The organism is Lysobacter luteus, from assembly GCF_907164845.1.
Classification (GTDB): domain Bacteria; phylum Pseudomonadota; class Gammaproteobacteria; order Xanthomonadales; family Xanthomonadaceae; genus Novilysobacter; species Novilysobacter luteus.
Map to the genome: position 1 here is coordinate 793,234 of NZ_OU015430.1, position 14,149 is coordinate 807,382.

The 14,149-nt window shown below is 67.4% G+C and carries 10 protein-coding genes; 5 read left to right on the top strand and 5 right to left on the bottom strand.

The features are described 5' to 3' along the window. Positions 1 to 34: 34 nt before the first annotated feature. The gene (locus tag KOD61_RS03685; protein ID WP_215219709.1) at positions 35 to 2,503 is read right to left on the bottom strand and encodes an acyl-CoA dehydrogenase; all 2,469 of its coding nucleotides are present in this window, start codon (positions 2,501 to 2,503) and stop codon (positions 35 to 37) included. A 214-nt stretch (positions 2,504 to 2,717) separates the two neighbouring features. On the opposite strand from KOD61_RS03685, the gene KOD61_RS03690 reads away from it, so the two are divergent. After that, entirely contained in the window at positions 2,718 to 3,308 is a 591-nt protein-coding gene (locus KOD61_RS03690; RefSeq protein ID WP_407074562.1) for a TetR/AcrR family transcriptional regulator, read from the top strand. A gap of 59 nt (positions 3,309 to 3,367) precedes the next feature. Beyond that, complete coding sequence (locus tag KOD61_RS03695; RefSeq protein WP_251370646.1) at positions 3,368 to 5,155, top strand: phosphoenolpyruvate carboxykinase (GTP); 1,788 nt, start codon at positions 3,368 to 3,370, stop codon at positions 5,153 to 5,155. Positions 5,156 to 5,222: 67 nt separating this feature from the next. Here KOD61_RS03695 and KOD61_RS03700 read toward each other — a convergent pair whose 3' ends face one another. The 4 genes from KOD61_RS03700 to hslO all read right to left on the bottom strand — a co-directional run bounded on the left by KOD61_RS03700 (position 5,223) and on the right by hslO (position 11,830). Next, the gene (locus tag KOD61_RS03700; protein ID WP_215219711.1) at positions 5,223 to 6,518 is read right to left on the bottom strand and encodes an aspartyl/asparaginyl beta-hydroxylase domain-containing protein; all 1,296 of its coding nucleotides are present in this window, start codon (positions 6,516 to 6,518) and stop codon (positions 5,223 to 5,225) included. A 104-nt stretch (positions 6,519 to 6,622) separates the two neighbouring features. Continuing rightward, a complete protein-coding gene (locus tag KOD61_RS03705) occupies positions 6,623 to 9,529 on the bottom strand; it encodes a TonB-dependent receptor plug domain-containing protein (RefSeq protein ID WP_215219712.1) in 2,907 nt (968 codons plus the stop codon). A 383-nt stretch (positions 9,530 to 9,912) separates the two neighbouring features. Continuing rightward, complete coding sequence (locus tag KOD61_RS03710; RefSeq protein WP_407074563.1) at positions 9,913 to 10,782, bottom strand: XOO1806 family protein; 870 nt, start codon at positions 10,780 to 10,782, stop codon at positions 9,913 to 9,915. A gap of 103 nt (positions 10,783 to 10,885) precedes the next feature. Further along, positions 10,886 to 11,830: an Hsp33 family molecular chaperone HslO gene (hslO, locus tag KOD61_RS03715; RefSeq protein ID WP_215219713.1), complete on the bottom strand. Its 945-nt coding sequence runs from the start codon at positions 11,828 to 11,830 to the stop codon at positions 10,886 to 10,888. A gap of 97 nt (positions 11,831 to 11,927) precedes the next feature. Here hslO and mtgA point away from each other — a divergent pair, with 97 nt between their 5' ends. From mtgA to KOD61_RS03730, 3 genes are all read left to right on the top strand, one after another. Continuing rightward, positions 11,928 to 12,650 carry a monofunctional biosynthetic peptidoglycan transglycosylase gene (gene mtgA, locus KOD61_RS03720; protein ID WP_215219714.1) on the top strand — a complete coding sequence of 241 codons (723 nt, stop codon included), beginning with the start codon at positions 11,928 to 11,930 and terminating at the stop codon, positions 12,648 to 12,650. Positions 12,651 to 12,711: 61 nt separating this feature from the next. After that, complete coding sequence (locus tag KOD61_RS03725; protein ID WP_251370647.1) at positions 12,712 to 13,758, top strand: glycosyltransferase family 2 protein; 1,047 nt, start codon at positions 12,712 to 12,714, stop codon at positions 13,756 to 13,758. Continuing rightward, complete coding sequence (locus KOD61_RS03730) at positions 13,718 to 14,146, top strand: CBS domain-containing protein (protein ID WP_215219716.1); 429 nt, start codon at positions 13,718 to 13,720, stop codon at positions 14,144 to 14,146. Before KOD61_RS03725 ends, KOD61_RS03730 begins: the two co-directional genes overlap by 41 nt. The last annotated feature ends 3 nt before the right edge of the window (positions 14,147 to 14,149 follow it).

Below are 14,149 nucleotides of genomic sequence, written 5' to 3' on the forward strand. Positions count from 1 at the left end.
CCGCCGCCGTGTCAGCTTCGATGGCCGCGCCGGTTCAGGCGACTTCGCGGCGACCCTGCGACTCGTCCCGGTAGCCCGCCGAACGCAGCTCCGCGGGATCGAAATCGTCCACGCTGATGGTGTCGACCGTCATTGCGCGCAGCTCCTCGAGCTGGCGGCGCTCCTCGCCGGTGATCCAGCCTTCGCGCACGCCCTCGTCCAGCTGGGCGGTGAAGGTCAGGCCTTCGATGTCGCTGCCCTTGATCGCCTTCAGGAACTTGCGCTCGACCGGCTCGGCGAGGATGACCGCCTGCAGGTAGCTGTTGATGCGACCGGCCGGGTTGGTCGGGCCCGGGGTGGTGAACACGCCCGTCGCCAGGCGGTCGCGCGCCTCGTTGGGCGACATCAGCAGCGAAGCGGCGCGGCGGCTCAGGCGGTCGCCCGGCGGGGTCGCCCGGCGGCCCAGCGGGAAGATCAGGGCCCACAGCAGCCAGCCGACCGGGCGCACCGGGAAGTTGCGCAACGCACCCGACAGCGCCACTTCAATCTTGTGCACGGCATTGAGCAGGGACCAGGCCAGCAGCGGGTGGTCGGTTTCCGGCCGGCCCTGGTCCTCGTAGCGCTTGAGCAGCGCACTGGCGATATAGAGCTGGCTGAGCACGTCGCCGAGGCGGCCCGACAGCGACTCCTTGAACTTCAGTTTGCCGCCGAGCAGCAGCATCGAGGTGTCCGCGCACAGCGCCAGCGCCGCCGAGTACCGGTTGAGCTTGCGGTAGTAGCGGCGCGTGTACGCGTCGCCCGGCGCCTTGCCGAAGCGAGCGGCGGTCAGGCCGAACCACAGCGAGCGCACGGCGTTGGAGATCGCAAAGCCGATGTGGCCGAACAGGTTGCGGTCGAACTCGCGGACGCGATCGTCCTCGTCCGGCAGCATCGCCGCCTTCATCTCCTTGAGCACCCACGGATGGCAGAGGATCGCGCCCTGTCCGAAGATCATCAGCGAACGGGTCATGATGTTCGCGCCCTCGACCGTGATCGCGATGGGCGAGGCCTGCCACGAGCGACCGAGGTAGTTGCGCGGCCCGAGGATGATGCCCTTGCCGCCGTGGATGTCCATGGCGTCCTGCGCCACCTGGCGCCCGAGCTCGGTGCAGTGGTACTTGGAGATCGTCGACGGCACCGCCGGCAGCTCACCGCGCGCCACCGCGGCCGCGGAGGCCTCCGACAGGGCGCTGATGGTGTAGGCGTTGCCGGCAATGCGGGCCAGCGCTTCCTGCACGCCCTCGAAACGGCCGATCGACAGGCCGAACTGCTTGCGGATGCGCGCGTAGGCGCCGGTCACCACGGCGGCCAGCTTGGCGCCGCCGCTGGCGGTGGAGGGCAGGGTAATCGAGCGGCCGATCGACAGGCACTCCACCAGCATCTGCCAGCCCTTGCCCGCGTACGCCTCGCCACCGATCAGCTGGCTCAGCGGCAGGAACACTTCCTGACCGCGCACCGGACCATTCTGGAACGGGCTGTTGAGTGGCATCGCGCGGCGCCCGACCTCGACCCCCGCGGTTTCCCGCGGCAGCAGGGCCAGGGTGATGCCGATGTCGCGCTTGTCGCCGAGCAGGCCATCCGGGTCGTACATGCGGAACGCCAGTCCGATCAGCGTGGCGACCGGTGCCAAGGTGATGTACCGCTTGTCGAAGGTCAGCTTGACGCCGACCACGTTCGCGCCGTTCCAGTCGCCCATGCAGACGACGCCGAAATCCGGGATCGAGGTAGCATCCGAGCCGGCCCACGGACCGGTCAGCGCGAAGCAGGGCACCTCGCGGCCGTCGGCCAGGCGCGGCAGGTAGTGGTCCTTCTGTTCCTGGGTGCCGTAGTGCATCAACAGTTCGGCCGGACCCAACGAGTTGGGCACGCCTACCGTGGAGCTGACCACCGAGGAGATCGACGCGAGCTTCTGGATGACCTTGTGGTTACCCAGTGCCGAAAAGCCCAGGCCGCCGTACTCCTTCGGCACGATCATTCCGAAGAAGCGGTTCTTCTTGATGAACTCCCACATCTCCGGCGGCAGGTCGGCGCGCACGTGGGTGATGTCCCAGTCGTCGGTCATCCGGCACAGCTCCTCGACCGGGCCGTCGAGGAACGCCTGCTCGTCGGCGGTGAGGGTCGGCGCCGGCTGGTCGAGCAGCACCTGCCAGTCGGGGCGGCCGGAGAACAGCTCGCCCTCGAAGCCGACCGTGCCGGCCTCGATTGCCGAGCGCTCGGTCTCCGACAGCGGTGGGAGGATCTTGGTGTAGAAGCCCAGCAGCGGGGTGCTGATGAAGGGCAGGCGGATCTGCGGCAGCAGCAGCGGCACCGCGATCAGCGCGGCGATGATGCCCGCCACCGCGGTGGCGACGCCGTTGGCGCCCAGCAGCCAGCAGGCCACCAGTGCCACGGCGGTCAGCGCGGCCCAGACCGGCAGGCGCAGGCGGTGGTACGCGGAGAACGCGCCGACCAGCAGGAATACGAGGAAGGGGACTGCAATGCTCATTTTGGCGCTCCGGCAGGGGTGCGACGACGGTGACAGGGTAATCGGCAGTCGGTGGACGGCGCGGCGATGGCGCCGTCCAACATACGGACGAGTATGGTAATATCGCGGGGCCGCGTCAACCCGACGACCCAGCGCATCGGTATGCCGTCGCAGGGGTCAATACGTTCCCCGTCGGTGGCGTACGGTTGCTACAATCGCCCCCCTGATGACGACCATGCCCACGACCGCATCGCCCCGTCCGGAACGCAGTGGCCGCCTCAGCGCGGACGACTGGGGCCAGGCGGCACTCGACCTCATCGCCGAACAGGGCGTGGCCGCCGTGGCGGTCGAACCCCTCGCGCGCCGCCTTGGCGTAACGAAGGGCAGCTTCTACTGGCACTTCCCGTCGCGCGATGCCCTGCTCGTGGCCGCGCTGGAGCGCTGGGAGAAAGTCGAACAGGAAGAAGTGTTCGGCCAGCTCGAAGCGATCGCCGACCCCAGCCAGCGCCTGCGCGCGCTGTTCAACCTGGTCGCGCACGAATACAAGTCCCACGTCATCTATTCCGAGCTGCTCAAGGCGCTGGACCATCCCGCCGTGCAGCCGGTGATCGGCCGCGTGTCCGACCGTCGCATGGAATACCTGACCGCCTCGTTCCGACAGGCCGGTCTGGGCCGCACCGATGCGCAGCACCGCGCCCGCCTGGCCTATGCCGCGTACATCGGCTTCCTGCAGCTCAACCTGCAACTGCATCAGGCGCGTCTGCAGCACGACGAGTTCGAGGCGTACGTCGAGCACGTGATGGTGACGCTGATTCCTTCCCAGTGAACGACCCCGGCGGTCGCGCACCAACGATTTCCGAAACCCACCGGCTGGAGGCCAATGCCGTGAATGCCATTTCCGAAGCTGTTCCCGTCGCCGCGACTGCCGGCAGCAAGCTCCAGGCGCTGAACGCCTGGGTCGCCGAGGTCGCCGCGCTGACCCGTCCGGACCAGGTCCACTGGTGCGACGGCAGCGACGCCGAGAACGCGGAACTGGTGCGCCGGATGGAAGCCGACGGCACCCTGATCCGGCTGAACGAGCAGACCCATCCGGGCAGCTGGTTGCACCGTTCCAACCCCGACGACGTGGCACGCGTCGAGCACCTGACCTTCGTGTGCACCAGCGAGCGCGACGACGCCGGCCCGAACAACCACTGGCTGGCGCCGGCCGAGGCGCACGCGAAGATCGACGCGCTGTTCGACGGTTGCATGGAAGGGCGCACGATGTACGTGATCCCGTACTGCATGGGACCGATCGACTCCCCGTTGTCGCGTTGCGGCGTGGAGATCACCGACAGCCCGTACGTGGTCGCCAACATGCGGATCATGACGCGCATGGGCGCGCCGGCGCTGGCGCGGATCGAGCGCGAGGGGAGCTTCGTCAAGGGTTTGCACTCCACTGGAGAGCTCGACCCTGACCGCCGTTTCATCATGCACTTCCCCGAGGAGCTGACGATCAAGTCGTACGGCTCGGGCTACGGCGGCAACGCGCTGCTGGGCAAGAAGTGCCACGCGCTGCGCATCGCCTCCTATCAGGCGCGATCGGAAGGCTGGCTGGCCGAGCACATGCTGATCCTGGGCATCACCAACCCGCAGGGCGAGACCCACCACATCGCCGCGGCGTTCCCATCGGCCTGCGGTAAGACCAACCTGGCGATGCTGATCCCGCCGGAAGGCTACGTGCGCGACGGCTGGAAGATCACCACGGTCGGCGACGATATCTGCTGGATGCGTCCGGGCAAGGACGGCCGCCTGTACGCGATCAATCCTGAAGCCGGCTTCTTCGGCGTCGCACCGGGCACGTCGAAGAAATCCAATCCCAACGCGCTTGCCTCGATCCAGGCCGAGACCATCTTCACCAACGTCGGCGTGACCGCCGACAACCAGCCGTGGTGGGAAGGCCTGGGCGAGGGCGAGCCGGTCACCGACTGGCGTGGCGAGCCGTACGACGCCGCCAAGCGCCCGGCCGCGCACCCCAACTCGCGGTTCACCGTGTCGGCGCGGCGCTGCCCGAGCTACTCGCCCGAGGCCGAGAACCCCGAAGGCGTCCCGATCAGCGCGATCGTCTTCGGCGGCCGCCGTGCCTCGCTGGTGCCGCTGGTGTTCGAAGCGCGCGACTGGACCCACGGTGTGCTGGTCGGCGCGGCGATGGGTTCGGAGACCACCGCCGCCGCGACCGGTGCTGTCGGCGTGATGCGCCGCGACCCGATGGCGATGAAGCCGTTCTGCGGCTACAACTTCGCCGACTACTTCAACCACTGGCTGTCGTTCGACGACGGCAGGAACAACCTGCCGAAGATCTTCCACGTCAACTGGTTCCGCAAGGGCGATGACGGTTCGTTCCTGTGGCCGGGCTTCGGCGACAACCTGCGCGTGCTCGAGTGGATGATCGGACGGGTCAAGGGCGAGGCGGGCGCGGTAGAGACCCCGATCGGCCACCTGCCCACCGCCGGTGACCTCAACCTCGACGGGGTCGAACTGGGCGATGAGGCCCGCGAGAAGCTGTTCGGCTTCGAGCGCGACGGCTGGAGGGCCGAGTTCGACAGCATCGGCGAGTACCTCGACACCTACGGGGCGCGCATGCCGCCGGCACTGAAGGACGAGCAGCAGCGGATCGCGGCCGCACTGGGCTGACTCCGCCCCGCACGCGGCAGTACCCGACAAGGCCCGGCAACGGGCCTTGTCGATTTGTGGGGCGGGCTCAGAGCTGGTCGCCCTTGAGGTCGCCGATCGTGCGGACCAGTTCGGTGATGCCGGCGCACTCCACGTCGGTGAGGTACGGGTTCCAGACGTCGAACAGCAGCACCACGCGTGTCCGGTGGCTGTTGTTCCATGCCTCGTGCTCGAAGGTGTCATCGAACGTCACGCAATGACCTTCCTGCCAGTCGTGCCGTTGTTTGGCGACGCGCAGCGTGCAGTCCCCGGGCACCAGCAGCGGCAGGTGGGTGACGACGCGGGTGTTGGTCACGCCGGTGTGCGGCAGGATGTGCGAGCCGGCCCCGAGCACCGAGAACAACGCTTCGGGGGCATGGCCGGGGATACGGACGATTGGTGCGGCGTCCAGGGCAGCGGCGGTATCCGGTGCACGCCTGCAGTTCGCGTCGTTGCGACGCCCATGGCGGTGGAAGAAGAACCCGTCCCACTGCGGTCGCCCGGCGTTGCCGGCCAGGTACTCCGACTTCATTCCCGGAGGCGGTTCGCCAAGAAACGGCACCAGCCCCGCGTCCTCGGCGAGGATGCGCAGCAGTTCAGTCTTGAGGAATGGTGTCCGTGCCTCCAGCTCCGCGTGCCACGGAAACAGGTTGCCGTCGAAGATCGGCGGCGAGGGCAGGTCGGGGAAGAAGAGGAAGGTGGGGCGCTGGTCCGGGCTTGCAGGTGCGACGGAGCGGTCGCCGAGGTAGCCGGCCAGGCACCGGCGCAACCGCGCCATCGCCTGCGTGCCGTGGCGGTGCTCCAGCGGATCCACCAGGGCCTGGAGGACCGCGGGATAGTGGTCACGGACGAAATGGAGCGCGTGCTTCACCGCCGGCGCGAGAGCCGCGGGAGTGGTGCCGGAGTCGACCCATTCGCCGCCCGCTTGGGCACCGGTCAGTGCCTGCAGGTAGGCCGCGACTGCATCGCGGCGACGTCCCTGCTGCTCCAGCGCGGTCCCGAGGTAGAGCCGGGCAGCGTGAAAGTCCGGATACTCGACCAGCGCTGGCCGTAGGACGGCTTCGGCTTCGTCCGCGCGCTTCTCGTGAAGCAGCGCCAAGCCGAGGTTTTTCCTGGTGGTGGCATCCGCCGGCGACGCGAGCATTGCCTGCTCGAGCAGCAGCCGCGCCCCGACAGGGTCCCCGCTGGCGAGTGAGGCGACCGCCAGGTAATTGAGCGCCTCGGTGTCATCCGGCAGCCGCTGCAGGAGTTTCCGGTAGGCAGACGTCGCGCTGGGCCGATCGGCAGCCATCGCCGCGGATCGCGCGGCGGCACGCAAGACTTCTGGGGTGGCGGCATCGCTCATTGGAATTCGATCCGGTGTGGCGGCGTGGCGGTGTGGCGTCCCTTAATGAAAAAGGGCGGCTCCGTTACCGGAGCCGCCCCGCAACTATTCCTGATCAACCTCGATCAGAAGCGCTGCACGTACTCCATGTAGATGTAGCTGGAGTCCGGGATGTCGTACTGCGGATCGAACGAGTTCGCGAAGGTGCTGTACGAAGTCGGGGCACGCTTCTTGAAGACGTTGTTCATGCCGAGCTTGACGGTACCGTTCCACGGCAGCTCGTAGCGGGCCTGCACGTCGTGGTAGGTGGTCGCACCCAGCGTATTGCGCGGGGCCGGGCCCGTGTCGATGCGGCGGTCCGGATCGCTGCACAGGTCGCCGAAGCCGCAGTCCTCGACCAGCCGCGAGTAGTAGCGGGTGATCCAGGTGACGCCGAAGTCGCCCATCGACCAGTCAAGCGAGCTGTTGGCACGGAGCCTCCAGTTCGGATCGCGGTCGAAGTACTGGCCTACGACGCTTTCCGGCTCGGCTTCCGGCGTGCTCTGCGAGTCGTACTTGGCGGTGTACGACGCGTTGAGGCTGGCGGTGAACTGGCCGTAAGCCGTCTCGGGGAAGCGGTAGTCCACGCCCAGGTCATAACCTTCGACGTCGATGACGGCGAGGTTGGCCGGAGCAAGCAGCATGTAATCGATCTGGTGGTTGTCAGCGCGACGCGTGAACAGCGAGCAGGCCTGCTCGTTGCCCTGCATGTAGCACTGGTCCAGGATCGTTGCCACCGACGGGGTCGACAGCGCGCCTTCGATCTCGACATTCCACCAGTCGAGGGTGACGTTCAGGCCTTGCACGTAGGACGGGCTGTAGACCAGGCCCAGCGTCTTGCTGGTGGAGGTCTCGGGGCCTGCGTTCGGGTTGCCACCGAACGAGAACGGGTAGATCGTCTGGCCGAAGTATCCGTCGCCAGCGTTGGTGCGCTGGATGAAGTCCGCAGGCACACCGTCGGCCGCACAGGCGGCAGCGATGGTGGCGTTACGGCCGGGGTAATCGGCCGAGCAGATGTCACCGAAGCTCTCGTAGCTGTCGGCCAGGCCGCGGAACAGGGTCTGGATCGGCGGAGCGCGGAAGCCCTCAGCCCAGTTGCCGCGGACCATCAGGTCTTCGATCGGCTTCCACTTGAACCCGAACTTGCTGTTGAGCGTGTCGCCGAAGTTGCTGTAGTCCGAATAGCGCGAGGCCAGGCTGAACTCCAGCAGCTGGGCACCCGGCACGTCGGCCAGCACCGGGATCAACAACTCGGCGTAGATTTCGTCGAGGTCGTAGGAGCCCGCAGTCGGCTGACGGCCGTTGCCCGAGCTGTAGCCGGCCGCAACGAACGCGTCCGGGCGGTCAAAGCCGCTTTCCTTACGGGACTCGACGCCGGCCGCGAAGCCCATCATGCCGCCCGGCAGCTCCATGATCTCGCCGCTGAGGTTGGCGGTGAAGCTCTCGCTGCGGTTCTGGTAGGCGTCCTGCGCGGTGAACAGGATGAAGTCGAGCATTTCCTGCGTCACGCCACCGGCCGGAGCCAGCGGGTTGAACGGCACGCAGCCATCGATGATGTTGAGCTCGTTGACGTCCGGGGTGGCCGGGTTGTCCGGCGTGCCGCAGACGACGCGGCCGGAGGTCGGGTCCAGGAACGACGGGCCCACGCCAGCGGCGACGTTGAGCATGTTGGCGTCGCCAATCTGCGCGTCTTCCTGGTCGGACTTGTTGAAGTTGTAGCCGACATCCCAGTCGAAGTAGCGCTCGGCGAACTGGAAGCTGCCGTTGAAGCCCACGTAGGTGTGGAAGGTCTTGACGTTCTGCTGGTAGACACGCGCCTGCTCGGTGAGGCGGTGGCTCCACTGCACGTCACGCCCGTCGCCGCCATAGATGGTGTTGTACGGGTTGAAGTAGCTGTCGCCGCTCAGCGCGGTGTCCGCCGGGTTGCCCAGGTCGGTGCCGCCGCTGAGCGGGAAACCAGCCAGCTGCTGTTCGGAACGACGCTCGTTGTACAGCGCATCGGCGACGAAGCTGATGGTGTCGGTGACGTCGAAACGGCCCTTGAGGTACAGGGCGGTACGGGTCTGCGGCGTCAGCAGGTAGTTGTCGGCGGCATAGTTGTAGCCATGGGCGCCCGTCGTGTAAGGCACGAACTGGTCCAGGCCGTAACGCTGCTGGCCGTCCGGGCCGACACCGGTGCTGCCCGGCGGAACGACGGTGAGATCGCCGAAGCCGGTCGGATTGTCCTCGTCGATCGGCGCGTTGTTCCAGATCTTGCCGTTGGCGGAGAAGCCGCTGCGGTCCTGGCGGCCGAACACCGGCACCGCGGACTGCTCGCGGTCACGGGCCATGACTTCGCCTTCCTCGACGCGCGACAGGCTGATCACGAGGTTGCTGCGATCGGTGTTGGCACCGATGGTGGCGGCGACCGAGGTGCGCTCGCCGTCGCCTTCGCTGTACTGGCCGACGTGCGCGCTGGCTTCGGCGCCGTCGTAGTTGTCGCGGGTGATGATGTTGACCACGCCGGCGATCGCGTCGGAACCGTAGATGGCCGAGGCGCCGTCCTTCAGGACTTCGATGCGCTCGACGACAGCCGACGGGATGGTGTTCAGGTCAACCGAGCCGTCGAGGCCGGAGACCCAGCGGCGGCCATCGACCAGAACCAGGGTGCGCGAGGCGCCGAGGTTGCGCAGCGAGATGGTCGAGGAGCCGTCGCCGCCGTTGTTGAAGGTGCGGTTGATCGACGGGCCCGCCGACGAGATGCGGTTCAGCACTTCGGCGACCGAGGTCACGCCCTGCTTCTCGATATCTTCGCGGTTGAGGACCAGCACGGGCTGCGAGGTTTCGGCATCGACCGAACGGATGCGCGAACCGGTGACTTCGATGCGGTCGAGCGTGGTGGCTGCCTGCTCGGCCGGCGCGGCGTCCTGCGCGAACGCAGTGCCGGTGACGGCGGTGCCCGCGACAAGCGCGAACGAGATCGCGTTGCGGAGCTTGGTGGTCTTAAGGGTCATCTCTCTCTCCAAGTGTGTCTTGGTAATTCCCATGGGAACCCCGCCGGTGAAGTCAAGAAAGACGCCAAATCCGGCAAGGTCGGCCGATGGTATCCCTCCCCGTCCAAAAATTAAAGTGTCGTTAATAAATTGATTCAAGCCACTTCGATCCGCCATCTTTCGTAATTAATTCAATGGCTTGTAATTCATGAACGGGTGGTCAGGTCCCGCAATCACGTGATCCGCCCGCGATCCAGTCAAAAAAATTGGTGGAGCCGGTGGGCTGCAGACGCCTGAGACGCCCACGGCAAGGCGCGCCCGCGGCGGAACCGGGGGCGGGATAGGAATGGAATGAGAAGCTGGTAAGCGGCCGGCCGGCGGTCAGTGCCGCGTGCCGGCGGGACTCAGAGGTCCTGCTCGTATCGGACGTAGGGGATCGTGCCCTCGTCCTGGTCCGAACTGCTGCGCGAGAACGGGTTCTTGCCACGCGTCACGACGTTTTCGGCGCCAACCGTGAGCTGGCCGCTCCACGGAGTGCGCCACGTCAGGCCGACGCCCAGGCCTTCCCACTGACCCGGATCATTCGGAGTATCGACCACGCGTCCGACGATGTTCGCGCCGAAGTCGCCGATACCCGCGCCGACGGTGATGGAGCGGCTGCTCCAGCGGTCGGCGAGTGCCGGGACGTCGCCAGCCGGAATCAGCCGCGCGCGCGCCCAGGTGCCGCCGATCGACACCGTGGCTTCGTTCCCGATGTTCTGCTGGCCATAGACGGTCAAGGTGTTCTGGTCGAGCTGGCTGGTCTGGCCGTTGGGGCTCAGCCAGGCCGGCATGCTGTCGCGGCCCTTGCCGACCGCCAGCGCGAGCCGGGTGCCGGCGCGGCTGATGCCGGCACCGACGCTGGACTGCTTGCTGCCGTTGGCACGCTTTCCGTCCTGCTCCAGTGCGGCGAGCAGGCAGTGGTTGGCGAGGTTGCCGATGGCGCTGGCCAGGCCGGTCTTGCGGTCGCATACCAACCCGAGCGTGTCGCCGGCTTCAAGGCCGAACGCCGCATCAAGCGTGGTCCGGCCGACCCGCCAGCGGGCACTGGTGGTCGAGTTGCCGGTCGGCTCGAGCAGCAGTACCGCCTCGAGCTTGCCGCTGGCGTTGTTCCATACCGGCAGGACGGTGGAGTCCCCATGGGCCGGTGCCTTGCCGTTCTGCGCGTACGCGCCCGCCGCCACGCCAAGGGCGAGGAACAGGGTTAACGGCAGTCGGAGCAGACGCAGGTCCATTGATGTCGATACGACCGGGAAGCCCCGGTGTAGTTCCCCATGCCACGAAATTCGATCTTAGGGTGTTTATGAATCTTTAACAATCAACGTCGTGTGAAGACGCTCACTGGGACCGCTCCGGTGCCTCCAGGTCCGATGTGTGGGCCTGGAGCAGCGTTCGTACCTCGGCCTCGGTGAAGATGTACTGCTCCCCACAGAACTCGCAACGGACCTTGGCTTCCCCATCGGCCGCCGCCGCGAGGGCTTCGTACTCGCCGAGCGATACCAGCATGGACTCGACCCGCTCGCGCGAGCAGGAGCAGCCGAACGAAAGCGGCTTGCCGCCGAGCATCTCCACTCCGTCCTCGTGGAACAGTCGGAGGACCACCGTCTCGCCGGTGGCCTCCAGCAGCTCGGCAACGCCGAGGGTGTCGAACAGGGCGCCGACGCGTGTCCAGCCGTCATCGTCGCCAGCGTCGCCGGGCAGCTTCTGGACCATCAGGCCGACCGCCGTCTGGTCGTCGACGGCCAGCAGGAGACGGGTAGGGAGCTGCTCGGATTGACGAAAATAGTCCTCGAACGCTTCCGACAGCGACGGCGATTCCAGCGCCACCAGGCCCTGGTAGCGCACCGGCTCCCGATCGCCGCGGGCGGGGTTCTCGATGGTAATGGCGAGCATGGCGCCGTCGCCGAGCGCCCGCAGGTCGCGCGAGACGGGACCCGCCTCTTCGGCCAACTGGACGATGCCGCGTACTGTGCCGCGCGAGGTGCACTCGGCGAACACGGTGCGCAACGTTCCCTGGCTGCGCAACTGCACCGACAGCCGACCTTCTACCTTTGCGTGGCCGGTGAACAGCGCCGACGCCGCGACCGCCTCGCCCAGCATCTCGATGGCCGCCGGTGCCTGCGCGTCCACGTCCGACATGCGGTCGCGGATCTTGCGCCAGGCGTCGCCGAGGCGGACGTACACGCCTCGGACGCCAGCCTGCTGGATCAGGAAGCGATCGAGCTGGCCGCCGTCGGGGGCGCGCTGGTCGCCGTTGGGGGTGGCGGGATCGGAAAGGTTCATCGGTGGCGGTTCCTGTGTCGGCGCATCGCGGATAATGCGTGCAGACCAGTGATGGGTGGATGCGCGAGATGGGGGCTGAGGTCAACCGGTGCAAGCGATGACGAAGACCCCGGGTACCCGCCGGCGACGCCGCTGGTTGCGCTGGCTGCTCGCACTGCCACTGATGTTCCTGCTGGTGAGCACGCTGCAAGTGGCCACGCTGCGCTTCATCGACCCGCCGTTCTCGGCGTTCATGGCCGCCCGCGTGCTGCAGGCGTGGGGCCAGGGTGATGGCGGGTTCCGCATCGCATACGACTGGCGGGACCGCGACCAGGTGTCATCGCACCTGCCGGTGGCGGTGATCGCCTCCGAGGACCAGCGTTTCGCCGAGCACCACGGCTTCGACCTGGAGGCGATCGAGAAGGCGCGTCGCAACAACGCCCGCGGCGGCCGGCTGCGCGGCGCCAGCACGATCAGCCAGCAGGTGTCCAAGAACCTGTTCCTGTGGAGCGGCGGCGGCTGGGTGCGCAAGGGCATCGAAGCCTGGTACACGGTGTTGATCGAAACACTTTGGCCGAAGGCGCGGATCCTCGAGGTGTACGTCAACGTCGCCGAGTTCGGCGATGGCGTCTACGGGGCCCAGGCCGCCGCCCGCACCTACTTCGGGAAGGATGCGTTCGAGCTTGGGCCGGCCGAGGCGGCCCGGCTGGCGGCGGTGCTGCCCAGTCCGAAACGCTACAGCGCGGCGCGCCCGGGCCCGTACGTGCAGCGCCGCACGCGGGCGATCCAGCGACAGATGCGCCAGATCGGCGGCACGGGTTATCTCGACGGGCTGGAGTAACGGGACTTGCGGCGCACGGCGATGACCGACAACGCATGGGTCGCGGGCTAACATGCGGCCGATGAGCGCAGATACCCACGCCACCGACAACCGCCTGACCGTCGTCGTCGCCGCCTTCAACGAGGCCGAGAGCCTGCCGGTGCTGCAACCGCGCCTGGCCGCGGTGCTCGACGACGTCGCCGCCACGCACGGGCTGGACTGCCGCGTGGTGTACGTCGACGACGGCAGCACCGATGCGACCTGGTCGGTGCTGCAGGCGCTGGCGGCGGGTGACCGCCGTATCGCGTTGCTGCGCCTTTCGCGCAATTTCGGCAAGGAGCTGGCGCTGACCGCCGGGCTGGACCACGTCGACCAGGGCGCGGCGCTGATCCTCGACGCCGACGGGCAGGATCCGCCGGAACTGATTCCGCGTTTCGTCGAGCAGTGGCGTTGCGGCTACGACGACGTGTTCGGCACCCGGATCGAGCGCGAGGGCGAGGGCTGGCTCAAGCGCGGCTCGGCGCACGCGTTCTACCGGGTGATTGGTCGGCTGTCGAAGACGCCGATCCCGGCCGACACCGGCGACTTCCGGCTGCTTTCGCCGCGCGCGCTGGCGGCGCTGGGTCGGCTGCGCGAGCGCCACCGTTTCATGAAGGGGCTGTTCGGCTGGGTCGGCTTCAATCGCGTGGCGGTCCCCTACCACCGTGAGCCACGCGTCGCCGGCACCAGCAAGTTCAGTTACTGGCGCCTGTGGAACCTTGCGCTGGAGGCGATCACCAGCTTCTCCACCGCGCCGTTGCGGCTGGCGACCTACCTCGGCCTGCTGACGGCGATGGTCGCGTTCGGCTATGGCGTATGGGTGGTGGTCAAGGCGCTCGCGTTCGGCGACCCGGTGCAGGGTTGGCCGACGATGATGGCGGTGATCCTGTTCCTCGGCGGCGTGCAGCTGATCGCGCTGGGGCTGATCGGCGAGTACCTGGGGCGGCTGTACGACGAGTCCAAGCAGCGCCCGCTGTACCTCATTGACACGTGGCGTCCGGCCTCCGGGGTATCCTCCGGGCAGGTCCACCTCGTCGAAGGAGACGGCCATGCGCAACGTGCGGCACCTGCTCGAAGCGAAAGCGCCTGAGGTTTTTGCGATCGGTCCGGACGTACCGGTGATCGACGCGGTGCGTTTGATGGCCGAAAAGTGCATCGGCGCGGTCCTGGTGATCGAGGACGCGCGACTGGTCGGGATCCTGTCCGAACGCGACTACGCGCGGAAGATCGTGTTGCAGGGCCGGTCCTCTTCCGACACCGCCGTGCGCGACATCATGACGCCCGACGTAGTCACCGTCGGGCTGGACGACACCGTCGACCAGTGCATGCAGGTGGTCACCCACCGACGCATCCGCCACCTGCCGGTGGTGGTGGGCGGAGAGGTGCTAGGCGTGGTGTCGATCGGGGACCTGGTCAAGGCGGTGATCGAGGACCAGCAAGTCGAACTGGACCAGCTGCAGCGCTACATCGCCAGCTGATCG

Coding starts and splice junctions, on each gene's coding strand:
- KOD61_RS03685 (WP_215219709.1), bottom strand. CDS start 2,503: ATGAGCATTGCAGTCCCCTTCCTCGTATTCCTGCTGGTCGGCGCGTTC.
- KOD61_RS03690 (WP_407074562.1), top strand. CDS start 2,718: ATGCCCACGACCGCATCGCCCCGTCCGGAACGCAGTGGCCGCCTCAGC.
- KOD61_RS03700 (WP_215219711.1), bottom strand. CDS start 6,518: ATGAGCGATGCCGCCACCCCAGAAGTCTTGCGTGCCGCCGCGCGATCC.
- KOD61_RS03705 (WP_215219712.1), bottom strand. CDS start 9,529: ATGACCCTTAAGACCACCAAGCTCCGCAACGCGATCTCGTTCGCGCTT.
- KOD61_RS03710 (WP_407074563.1), bottom strand. CDS start 10,782: ATGGACCTGCGTCTGCTCCGACTGCCGTTAACCCTGTTCCTCGCCCTT.
- hslO (WP_215219713.1), bottom strand. CDS start 11,830: ATGAACCTTTCCGATCCCGCCACCCCCAACGGCGACCAGCGCGCCCCC.
- mtgA (WP_215219714.1), top strand. CDS start 11,928: ATGACGAAGACCCCGGGTACCCGCCGGCGACGCCGCTGGTTGCGCTGG.
- KOD61_RS03725 (WP_251370647.1), top strand. CDS start 12,712: ATGAGCGCAGATACCCACGCCACCGACAACCGCCTGACCGTCGTCGTC.
- KOD61_RS03730 (WP_215219716.1), top strand. CDS start 13,718: ATGCGCAACGTGCGGCACCTGCTCGAAGCGAAAGCGCCTGAGGTTTTT.